Below are 12,388 nucleotides of genomic sequence, written 5' to 3'. Positions count from 1 at the left end.
TTTAATCGTTGTTGGCTGCTAACACAACGTGTTTTATGTTTTTTCTATTATCGGTATAGGTGACATGAATAAAGCCTTTTGTATCTTGAATGATTGTAGGGTAACTAAATTCTCCTTTTTCCTCATCTTCCAGTACAAGTAAATCTTCCCATTGAAGCCCATCATAGGAATAAGCAAGGCGCAATTTTGTTCGTCCTTCCCACCAGTCCTTGCCAGGTATATCTGGGTTGTAAACCATAAGCAGGTAATTGTCTACACGAATTGCATCTGTTGCCGAATTCGGATTGATAAGATTTGTTTTGGCTAAGGTAGACCATGTGCGCCCTTGGTCATGAGACCAAGAACTGATGACTGCGCCTTCTTTGCTGCGACATAGTGCTTGTATCCTTCCATCTTGGTGCTGAATCAAACTCGGTTGAATGACGTTGAATGCCGATTGTTGATCTATGGGAAAGGCGGTCCAGATTTGTTGTTCTTTATTCGTGATTTCCACATGCGCAACCCATCGATCTTCCGTCAACTCGACACTGGAAGGGGCTAGGATGGTTCCATCCTGTATCTCGAGGGGTTTGTTTTTTATAGGTCCGAGAATCCCTTCTGGTAATCGCTTTGCTTCAGACCAAGACAGTCCGCCATCATCCGATGTTTTTACCATGCCCCACCAGGTTCTAGGGTTAGGGCCGACCTTGTAATAGAGGTATATTTTATGCGCCACTTTAGGCCTAAATAATACGGGATTCCAACACGGATGGGTTTTGTCTGCTGTCTTTCCATTTGCCCATACTGTTGGTTCACTCCAGCGGTTTCCCTGGCGAACGGAACCCCATATCGCCACATCAGCATGTCCTTCGTGACTTCCGGCGAACCAAGCTGCCACCAATTGACCCTCTATGTTTTCTTCGATGGTAGATGCATGGCATTGTGCGAAATGTGCTCCTTCCGTAAAGAGCAATTCCTGCTTAACGATCTCTATTTTGGGTTGCTGCCCGTAAGCTGTCGTGCTTACTAAAAATGAACTAACACATAGCGCTAAACCATAACCTATTTTCTTTATCATATGTGTCACTCTTTTTTAACGTGTTGATAGCTGAATAACAGTTGCATATTGGAGTGCTCCGTGGATCGGTTGAATCGTCACTTTGTTCTGCTGTTGCTTCCATTTAACTTTTCCCTTGTAACCGAGAACCTTTATCTCTTTGGCCTGGAAGCCTTCGGGAACGGTAAACTCAAATACGTTAGGTTGCTCATATTGTATACCTTCGCTTAAATGGAACACATTAATGGTCTTGTTGTCTTTGCTTCGCGTATAGTAATAGTCTCCGTCATGATATGGAGCGATAGTACGTGTCTTGTAAATTGCTGATTCATTTGTTTTGATCCACGAAGACAATTCAGCTAAGCGATCATAAGCCGCCTGATCGAAATCTCCGGTAGGACCTGGTGCTATATTCATCAAGTAATTACCACCTCTGGAGATGATTTTCACTAACGTTTCGACAATTGTTTTGGTTGGTTTGTATGCATCATTGGGAACATATGAAAAAGAATTCCCCATAGTAATACAGCTCTCCCAGGGAATATCCAATGGATGTTCTGGAATGGCTTGTTCGGGTGTGACATAGTTTTCCCATTCGCCAGGTACAGTTCGATCGACGACAATGATACCCGGTTGGTTCTTGCGTGCCATAGCTCCGATTTTGTCCATATCGATGTCCTGTTCTACTTTTATTGTACGCTGCCATTCGACGGTAGGATCAATGGTTTTAAAAGGACGTACCCATCCGCCATCTAACCAAAGTATATCGACCTTGCCGTATTTAGATGTTAATTCATTGAGCTGGTTTAATGTGAATTTTTTGTATCGATCCCAACGCTCAGGGTACTTGACAGGGTCGTAGTTTACGTTTCTATCCTTGGGTGGGAAGTACGACCACCAATAGTATTCGGTATGCCAGTCTGGTTTCGAAAAATACGCACCAATCTTAAAGCCCTCTTGTCGAAAGGTGGTGAATATTTCTTTTGTAACGTCAGCCTTAGGGTTCTTCGAAAAAGGTGTCTTCGAAGAAGTGATTTTATAATCTGACTCTTGTGTATCAAACATGGCGAAGCCGTCATGGTGCTTTGTCGTGAAAACTACATATTTCATGCCCGCTGCTTTTGCTGCATCGGCCCATTTTTTTGGATTGAATGCTGTCGGGTTAAATGTTGTTTGTAGGTTTTCGTAGTTTTTTACGTATTCGTAATATGTTTTTCCATGCTCGGCTTTTCGTTGCGTCCAGCCTTCATCTTCCGGGCATAGGCTCCAACTTTCTACAATGCCCCATTGACTGTATGTTCCCCAGTGCATAAAAAGACCGAACTTCATATCCTGCCAGCTTTCAAGGTTCTCAATGACTAAAGGATCCACAGGTTTTTGATAGCCGGCGGAAACATTGTGGGCTTGTGCATACACTTGTTGTTCCGATAATAGAAGACCAAGTGCTAAAATGGTGGTATATAGTGATCGCATGTTTTTTTGTTATATGAAGCGTTATGTTTTATATCAGTTAATTTAAGATATTCCATTCGTTTGTGTAGAACCCTGCATCTAAAAGACCTGCTGATTTTTGGGTTAACATGTCCAAATTAAAGAACATAAAATCAGGGAATCCACTAGCTCCAGCAAAATACTGATTTGCTGTGGCAGCTTTCATTCCACGGATGCCTGTACCAGTAATGACGCCAACAGAAAGTGTAGGGTTATCTTTTTGTTTCCAGACGAAGTAACCGCCAATTTCTGTACCATTAAAGGTTTTCGAACCAATTTTTGCCTGTCCGGGTGTAATTGTAATTGGACAATCAGAAAGAAAGCTCTGCCACATGGTATTTGTTTTTGAATTGCCGATCAGGATGATATTCTGATTTTTGTACTTTTCTTTGTCGAAATCTTTATCAGCAACGATGTCGAATGAACCGTTACCCCGATAATACCAAGATTCTAAATCGTAACGGCATTTTTCTAGTGCCCACGCGTTTTCTGCTGCTGAACCATTAGTCCCGTAAACGTAAATCATGCCATGATTGAAGGCCTCTTTGAATGTCCCATTGCGATGTGGGCCTTTCTCGGATAAGGATAGTGGAGGTACCGCTACCCATTGGTTCATTTGTTTACGGATAAAAATTAAACTATCGGTGTCTTTACGTGTATGTACAATTGTATTTAAACTGTCTAACGTGATGTTTATCGAACTGCCAACAGAAAAGTCATTCAAATTAAGAGAAATTGTTTCTATGTTTTTTGTTTGTCCCGTAATCGTATTTTGCTTGAGATCCCGCTGTAATTGTAGATGCGAATAGGCTAGGGGCTCTATTTGTTGATAGATTGTGGTCCAGTAGTAGGACGCTGAGATCCCGGGATTGGCCGTTTTGAAATCTATTTCATTGACTTCATTACTGACTTTTCGTTTATGCCATTTGAAGTAATCGAAAAGTGGTTTCCAATCGACACTTTCGTTACTATACCAATGTGATCCGCCCGGATACTCATAATAGCTGAAGTCGGGATGAAATTGGCTAAGTACCGATCTCATTTGTCGGGCATAATCAACGGAGACAGTTCGATCTGCGTCCCCATGCAAGACATATACACCTAGATTTTTATAGTTGGAAGCATAGCTAATCACATCACTTTGATTGCTGGAGCGAATCAACGTTTGCTCGATCGGGTTATCACTTTTGTCTGGAACAAGACCATCGGCTGATCCATAGCCTTTGAGTGTTGGATATCCGGCGCAAGGCGCAATTGCGGCCCACTTATCGGGGTAGGTTGCGCCCAGGAACCAGGTTCCATGTCCGCCCATGGAATGCCCTGTTAAATAGATTTCATAAGGATTGGGCTGTAATGTTCTTTTTGCGATGTCAAGTACTTCTAATGCGTCTAGTCGACCCCAATCCTCCCAGTTGAAACCACGTGGACGACGATTTGTGGGGGCGACCAGCGTGCCCCATTCCTTTGCCTCGTAGGCTTGTGCTTGTCCCAACGCTTCCACACCAGCGCCGTGTACCGAGAAAAATAAGGCTTGGTTTTCTTTTATTCCACCTTGCGCTGGCGTAACAGCATAATATTGTAAGCTATTGTCAATTGCACTGACGAAGGTTTTTCTGTAAGAGGTTGTATTGGAGATGCTTCGTAATTTGATTTCACTTTGATCAATTGGTTTATCTCCCTGAAATAATTGTAGGTATGTAATAGCATCTCCGGTGTTAGTCACAGCGGAGGCATCAAGGTTGGTCGCAACTTTTCGCGTGCTGTTAGCTAATACCGTTGGGAGGGATGTAGTGCGCACACGGCCTGCTGTTGTTGTGCGTAGGGTTAAATCGTTAATGTTGTTTTTTGTGTTGTTTATAATGATCACCCCAAGTTGAAGGTGGCTGTTGTCTTCTGTTTGTATGATATCCGGGATTGTAAGGTCATCCGTGGATAGGCTGATTTTTTTTGTCGGAAAGGTTAAGTTTGCGGCAATAAATAAACCACGGACATAAAATTCGTTATGTCCTTTTTTTAACTGTATAGGAAGATGCATCCATCCCATACGATAAGGGTCGCCAGTATGGAGTTCTCCATTAACGAGAACAGCACTATTACCTCTTATATTGAGTATTGCTGCTTGCTCTTTTTCGGATTGATAGGTAAGATACAGATACGTGGATCTTGGGCCACGATACTGCTGTGGTGTATTCCTAGTGGGGGCTGAAGCGGTGGCAATGCGGCCTGGTCCAGGTGGATTATTGGGCGATGATAAATTTCCAGCAGTGGTTCGTTGCGGTCGAAAGAAACCTGAGGTATCTGTTTGGATCGCCGTCCATTTTGCTTCATTTGTGCCAACCAGTCCGGGTGCCCCCCCCTTGGGGGTGGTTGTTTTTGCATTGTAGTATCCCCAAAGAAATTCATCGGAATAGACCGCTTCGCGGCCGTAGGAATATGGTGTTTCTAGATATAGACCTTCTGTGAATTGATGAACACGTTGTGCGTATGCAACACTGATAATAGAAAAGAAATATACGGCTAATCGTGTAAGGTATTTTCGAAATAAATTGAAAGTAATGCGCTTCATGAGAGACAGATTATGTGTGCTTTAAACTTTTAAAGGATTATTATATAAACAAAAGCAGCAACCCCTTTACGAGATTGCTGCGATGTTTAAAGGTTTTATTTTTTATCCCACCAAATGCGACCGGATATATTAGTCGGTGCTCCAAAATCTGGATCTTTGACCATGTCTTCGACTGCTTTTTGCTTATTGCTGTAATTGTAGTCTCCTGTAAGTGGATAATTGATTACGTAACGTCTAGGCATTTCGATAGGAGCATTATCAACAGACCAATCTTCGAAAGCAATGGCCGTATTTTTATTCGGCATGCCAGTACGTTTTACAATTGCCCAAGCTTCATTGAAGTTTCGGAAGAAATTCAAGTAAGACTGCATAACGATTTGTTCGAGGCCTTTTGCCGAAGAATAAACAATGCTAGGCTGTTTCTTGAAGTTTTCGATTTCTGTATCGGTAAGGGCAGTGTAATCGTATATTACGGCTCTTTTTGCCACGTCATCATAGAATCTTAAAGAAGCTTCGATACCTTTGTAATACCATTCTTCTGCATTTTCGCTAGTGACACCACGTTGAGCTAGTTCGGCACGGATGAAACAGATATCAGCATAGGTGATAATTGGCATAGTACCCAAACCTGATCCACCATTGTTTTCTGGTTGGAATAAGCGATCCTGAATTCGAGATACGGTGTCTAGCGTAACGTTTGCATCGCCATTTTTAATCTGAATTGGCGCAAAGAAACGGGATTTTGCGGGATCTTTTTGCGAATCTGGGCTAGAGAACTGACCGTAATAGCGACGTTGATCAAATACCGCTGTTGCCGGAATTTTACCCTGTGCTTTGGCTGCAGCAAAATTTTCCTCACTCCACATATTTTTTACAAAGAAAAAGCGAAGTCTAGGATCGTTATTCTTCCACATGTAGTTTACGACATCATGATCTCCAACGAAAGCGCGGCCATTACCTGTGATATTCCAGTTCCCTCCCTCAGTGAATCGTGCACCAGGGTAGAATACCCACTGTTCAGCTGCACTGTTTATAACGCCATCTTTGTCCGCAAGAACCTCTTTAACGATAGTTGCCATACGTTGTGGATCCCTTTTAGAGAGGCGTAATGCAATCTGTAAGCGTAGGGAGTTTGCAGCTTTAATCCATTTGGTAATATTACCTTGGAAATAAATGTCGCTCGTTCCATATGAAACTTGATCTACGGGTTGTTTCGTTTGTAAGATTGTAACGGCCTCTTTTAGTTCACGGTCAAATGTTGCAAATAGTTCGTCTTGGGTATCGTATTTAGGAGTCATCGTACCTCCATAACGTGCTTGAAAAGCCTCCGAGTACGGGATACTACCGTTCGTGTCGGAAACATACCAGGCAAAGTATACCTTTACAATAGTCGGCAATGTACGGATGTATATATGTCTAGCTTTCTCAGCTTCAGGCATTTTATCTACCATCTTTTGTATATCCACTAACAAGGGACCTACTCCGGTATAAAACCTACTATATCGTTGGTTTGTATTTGCCGCGTTTTCACCTAGCGTTACGCTATTACCTGTTCGTTGTAGAAAAGTGCGTGACCAGCGACTTAGGAAGTTGTAGTTGTCGTAAAAAGCTTCAAAATCTGTATCGTGAACCGAAGTTAAAGCTTGAGTAAACAAAGGTTGGATTGCAGGATTCATTACCGCATCCGGATCGGTGTTATATTCTGCAAAATCTTCTCTGCTGCAACTTATCATGGATGTCCCCAATGAGGATGCCAACAGGGCGTATGCTATATATCTATAATATCTTTTCATAAAGATTGTACTATGTCAATTAAAAATTAGTATTTATCGTAAAGGCAAAGCTTCTTGTCATAGGAGTTCCACCTCCAAGGAATGCTGCTCCGGCACCAGTACTTACCAGGTCTTCAGGGTTTAATCTATCAGGAAGACTATTGTATAGATAACCTAGATTTCTTCCTGTTAAGGTTAAACGAAGATTATTTAATTTAAGTTTGGAGGCAGTCTCTCTCGGAATATCAAAGCTTACGGAGACATCTCTTAGCATAATCCAAGAAGATTCGAAAGCAGCTCTTTCACGAATACCGTTAGCCCAACTGTGGGAGTTTGCGTAGTATGAGTAAGCGCTTACAGGTGTTCTGTATCCTTTGTCCACAGCTTCTTGATACGTCATACCACCAATATCTACACCACCGGTTCCTTTAGATCCTTGCGCGAATACAGCGTCAGGAATAATCCCCCAAGCTTCATTACCATTCGCATCCGTGTATTTTACACTTCCCTCTTCACCTTTTCTTCCCCAAAGTGTGTTTGCCATTTGTCCGGTTTGCGAACCATAGTTATAGGTTGGAGAGTATACAAAACCTCCAAACTTAGAGTCAAGCATAAAGCTTAGTGTAAAAGCTTTGTAGTTAAAAGTATTAACAATACTTCCTAGGAATTTTGGTTGGGTAGAACCGATTCTAACTTCACGTTCTAGTCCTTGGCCATAATTTCCTGAACGAATGAAATAACCAGCTGTACCATTTGTTGCCATTACATATTTACCATTGTTAACATGGTCAATTGGCGCACCACTACCATCGCGAGCTTGGAAACGAGCATAGCCATAATTTGCAACCATAATGCCATATTCACCACCAACTTCTGCAATTGTACGGATACCATCGTCACCTTCTAAAGAAGAAACGGTAACACCCGGTGCCAATGATAAGATTTTACTTCTGTTGCGGGTATAGTTGAACGCAACATCCCATGAGAAGTTATCCTTTTTAATTGGTGTTCCAAAAATACGTGCTTCAATACCACGGTTTCTGATATTTCCGCTGTTAATCAATGCGCTGCTTACGCCCGATTCATACGATACTGGAAGGTCGATAATTTGATCTTTGGTGTTTTTTTGATAATATGTGAAGTTCACACCAAAGCGATTTTCAAACATTTTTAAGTCCAGGCCGGTTTCCCAAGTGGAGCTTCTTTCTGGAACTAAATTTGCATTTCCAAGTTTATTTGAATCAAAGCCGTAACGAGTAAGTTCCCCGTTGCTTAAACTGTTGTAGTTACCACGCGGTAGATAGTAGCCCGTCATTGCATTATAAACACTTGTTCCTTTACCTACGATATTGTAAGAAAAACGTGCTTTAGCAAACGTGAATAGAGAAGGTAAGTTTAGATCTTCGTGGAAGGTCCATGCGGCATCCATCCCTGGATAGAAGTAGGAATACTTACCATGACCATCAGGATACAATAGGGAGGAATCCCAATCGTTTCGACCGTAAACATTCAATGTCAGGGTATTTTTATACGTCATTGCTCCTTGGAAAAGCAATGAAAAACCCTGTTTGATTCGAGGTTTATTCTCTGTGTAACCAATTGGACCTGCTGTGTTAGAAAGACGGAAGATATCTGGAATTCGCATACCGTTTGTGTTGGCTTCCATTCCCTTTCCTTCTGTACGGTTGATCTCGGCTCCCGCTAAGAAGGTTACTTCGAAGTCGTTGAAGTTTTTACGTACATTTAAGTTACTGTGGTATCTTGTTTGAAGAATTCTTGAATTGCTTGTATAGTAGCGACCACCGTTGAAGTTTCTTTCTTGTCCACGTGTAAGCTGGTCATTAGCTGTGGTTAAAAGGTTTACCGTGAACAAATTCTCCATTTGAAGCCAGTCAGTAAAGTTAATTTTTGCATTTACATTACCTCTGAAGTTTTGCTCTTTTTGTTTTTGTTCGTTTTCATATAAACGAAAATAAAGACCTTGTACTCCGGCAGGATCTAAGTTACTAGTACCCCCATTGACGGCATCAAGATATTGTGATTTCCAATGCATCATATCGTATTCACGAGGCATGCCCCATGTTAGTCCATACATAATGCTATTATCACCAAATGCTCTGTTGGGGTTAAGGCCGACACTACCTACATAAGTTGCACCAGCATCAACGATGAGGGCGTTGCGGATACGATGTGTCGCACGTAAAGCAATACTATTTCTGTCAAATTTATTATTAGGCGAAGTTCCTTTAGCACCGCTATTGGAATAGGATAGACGGAAAGTCGTTTGCTCATTTCCACCGGATAATGCTAAGTTGGAATTACGGTATTGTCCTGTTTCATATAGTTTAAGGACATCTGCATTAGGTTGGAACTTCATAATGTGACCTCCCGGATCACGGACTAGACGTCCATCAAATTCAGGTCCGAAGCTATAACCAAATACGTTTGCAGGGATATCTTCGATGCCGTCTTGACCTTTCGGATAAACAGCAGATGGACTTGTTCCTGTTCCATATTTATCTTGGAATTTAGCTGTTGCATACGGATCTTCAAAGCCTTGTGTATGCGTTAAGGAAATACCGATACCACGTTGTGAATATCCTTTTTTGGTTGTAATCATGATGACACCCCCACTAGCACGGCTACCATATAGTGCTGTAACGGAACCTCCATTAAGTACCGAAATAGATTCGATATCATCAAGATTGAAGTTTTTTAGAATATTACCAAAGTCTTGTTCGCCACCTCTATTTGGTAGAACGACTTCGTCATCCATAATTAGTCCATCTACGACAATAAGTGGTGTGTTCCCGAATGAATTTAAAGAACCGGCACCACGAATTAAGAAACGAGGAGTAGCCTGTGGTCCTCCCGTACCAACATTCACCTGCATACCCGGGACCATTCCCTGTAAGGCCGCGATAGGATTCACTGCATTAGTTTTACGAATATCTTCTCCAGTGACCTGAGTCATAGCGTAACCAAGTTTACTTTTATCTCTAGACTCTCCGAGACCGGTTACAACGATCTCGTTGATGGCATTCGCTCCCGTCGTCATCAGAACATTGATCTTGCTGCCATCAATAGTAAACTCTTGTGGTGTATAGCCGATCAATGTGAATTTTAATTTTTGCCCTCTTGTTGCTTGGATGTCAAAGTTACCCTCTGCATCGGTTGAAGTGCCACGAGTAGTACCCGATATAGTGACGGTTACGCCAGCTAATGGCCCGTTACCATCTGTTACTTTTCCTGTAATCGATTCTTGTGCAAACGCAACAGAAAGACCACCGAGGAATAAAAGTATCATGACACAATACTTTTTGTAGATTTCTCTCATTTTTTTTGTTTTAGTTGTTAGTGATGAAGCGATTAAACATTAGGTATTTGATGAATCGTGAAAAGATCTGTTCAGTGTACCATATGTGATGTCAATACTTCTGCTTTGTTGTTGTTTAAATAACCCGAAAGGGTTGCGGAGTTTGGTTTATATTGTTCTATCTATTCCTTTCTTCATAATACATAATTGTTAATAATCTTATAAAAATGGATTTAGCTTATTAGGCGCTATAGAAACAAAGAAATAATTCATTTCTAGATTGTGATTAGTCAATCGTTTTAGCACGTTAATAATCTGTTACTCTTAATTCGTTAGTATTACCAAATACACCTATTCTTTTTATTAAAAAGTGATTTTAGTGTTACTAAATTATATATTAACGTATTAACCTGCAAACTCTTTTTAAAATAATTTTAAACTTTATGTTTCTTTTTAAAATATCGTTTATTTTTTTAAAAAGTATTTGAAGATTGATGCCATTTTTGGTTGTACAAACCTCTCATTCAAGCTAAGTTTTACCGCTGTTAAGGGAGTAATTAACGCAAAAGAGGAGGCCTGTTGTGCCTCCTCTTCTTTGTTTCTATTTAACGTTATGGTTGAATCCAGATTTTTTTGCTATTCAGATCTGAACTTCCCGTCTCTGCTTTCCAATTTTCATTGTTATAGCTTTGTTCATTATCCGGATACCGGAAGCGATTTAATGAACCATATGTATTGGTGTAGTTTGATGCATTCAGGGTTGCCATCGGTGTTTTTCCACCGGTACGACGCAACAATGTCCAGCTGTCAAAAGGTTGTCTGTATTGATCGATCCACAATTGCGCATAAATCTTGAGCAAAGAATTGGCTGGATCTCCAACGACGTAAGCCACTTTCGTATTCTGTAGTACATCATTTAATTCTTGTGTACTCAAATTTTCTGCAGTAGGTTTGTCCTGTACCCATTTTGATGTATTGAACGCAACCTTTTTCCACATCGTTAGCGATGACTCTACTCCCTTTTCGTACTCCGCTTTAGCGGTCGCTTGATTGGCGGTAACGCCCAAGCCTCTATTATAAGCTTCTGCTTTCAGAAAATATACTTGCGCCGCGGTAAGAATCAGCTCAGGAATATATTCAATATCATTAGCAAAGTTTAAATTAAATGCGGAGTAATGGTTTCCACCTTTATTATTCCAATTGCCGCTATTATTTCTAACCTTCACATCATAGGGGGTACCTATTTCGACGATTGGGTTTTGATTCTGGGGAATTGGAGCCCATAGATCTGTACCATTGGTTTCAAAAAAGAGCCTTGCACGGAGATCGAAAATACCTGATCCATCTGTACTGTTGTTATCGGATAGTAAATTCCACATGGTACTACCAAGCCTTAAGTTACAGTCTTGTACAAAAGACCATTGGCGCCACTGAAATTGAAGTCCTGGAATTTGTGCAGGCCATAGTCCGACATCATCTCCTTTTTCTAACAAGGGTTTCGCGAGGGATTCAACGATTTGAGGTCCTGCCAAGGTTGGATTTTTATGATGCATAGTGATGGCCACTTGTAGTCGAAGACTATTTGCAAATTTAATCCATTTTGTAATATCTCCTTTAAAGAATGTATCATATGCACCCGGAGAATACTGTCCCGCCGCTGTACTGAAATTGTCTACAGCCCATTTTAGGTCCGTTAAGATCGCCGTGTATATATCTTCTTGTTTGTCATAACTAACTTTGTAACCTGCCGGATCTTTTGCTGGAGCAAAACCTGCTTTGCTGTATGGAATATTACCAAAGTAATTCGTCGTTTTGAATGTTCGGTACGCCATAAGCGTTTTGATCATCGCATGAAGATTATTCTTAGAGGCCGGAACCGGATCTGTTGCTATACGTGTTTCCAACAGCCTGTAACTCGCCAATGCTTGATAATATGTTTCCCACAGTCCATCTCTAGCATTATCAAAGTTGTAATGATGACTTCCGGCGACTACACCTTGTTGCGTAATCGGATAAATCCAGGAATTAATAACTGAATATTCTCCTGCCGTCATCGGTAGAGAGCTAATAATTCCATTCAATAGCTCCTCGTTAGATGCGGTTACCGGATCTTTGGGGGGCGTATTGATTTCTACGAAATCTTTGGTACATCCAACTAGGCTATAGCAAAGGATTCCTATATAGATTAAATGTTTTCTTTTCATCTT

Annotated in this window: 6 protein-coding genes; all 6 read right to left on the bottom strand. The window is 41.2% G+C overall.

Annotated features, from left to right (window positions below; genetic code table 11):
• Position 1: 1 nt before the first annotated feature.
• On the bottom strand, positions 2–1,057 hold the full coding sequence (locus tag E2P86_RS15505) for a sialidase family protein (protein ID WP_134433687.1): 1,056 nt from the start codon (positions 1,055–1,057) through the stop codon (positions 2–4).
• Positions 1,058–1,072: 15 nt separating this feature from the next.
• Entirely contained in the window at positions 1,073–2,509 is a 1,437-nt protein-coding gene (locus E2P86_RS15500; RefSeq protein ID WP_134433686.1) for an alpha-L-fucosidase, read from the bottom strand.
• A 37-nt stretch (positions 2,510–2,546) separates the two neighbouring features.
• Positions 2,547–5,093, bottom strand: a complete 2,547-nt coding sequence (locus E2P86_RS15495; RefSeq protein ID WP_134433685.1) for a carboxylesterase family protein — start codon at positions 5,091–5,093, stop codon at positions 2,547–2,549.
• Between the two features lie 95 nt (positions 5,094–5,188).
• Positions 5,189–6,886, bottom strand: coding sequence for a SusD/RagB family nutrient-binding outer membrane lipoprotein (locus E2P86_RS15490; protein ID WP_085473103.1), 1,698 nt, complete (start codon positions 6,884–6,886; stop codon positions 5,189–5,191).
• 19 nt (positions 6,887–6,905) lie between these two features.
• Positions 6,906–10,172 (bottom strand): SusC/RagA family TonB-linked outer membrane protein, encoded by a 3,267-nt coding sequence (locus E2P86_RS15485; RefSeq protein ID WP_159451839.1) that lies wholly within the window; start codon positions 10,170–10,172, stop codon positions 6,906–6,908.
• 620 nt (positions 10,173–10,792) lie between these two features.
• Positions 10,793–12,385, bottom strand: a complete 1,593-nt coding sequence (locus E2P86_RS15480; RefSeq protein WP_134433684.1) for a SusD/RagB family nutrient-binding outer membrane lipoprotein — start codon at positions 12,383–12,385, stop codon at positions 10,793–10,795.
• Positions 12,386–12,388 lie beyond the last annotated feature (3 nt).

Origin of the sequence: Sphingobacterium psychroaquaticum (assembly GCF_004421025.1) — a bacterium.
GTDB classification, from domain to species: Bacteria; Bacteroidota; Bacteroidia; order Sphingobacteriales; family Sphingobacteriaceae; genus Sphingobacterium; species Sphingobacterium psychroaquaticum.
This window is presented reverse-complemented; position numbering and strand designations above follow the sequence as displayed.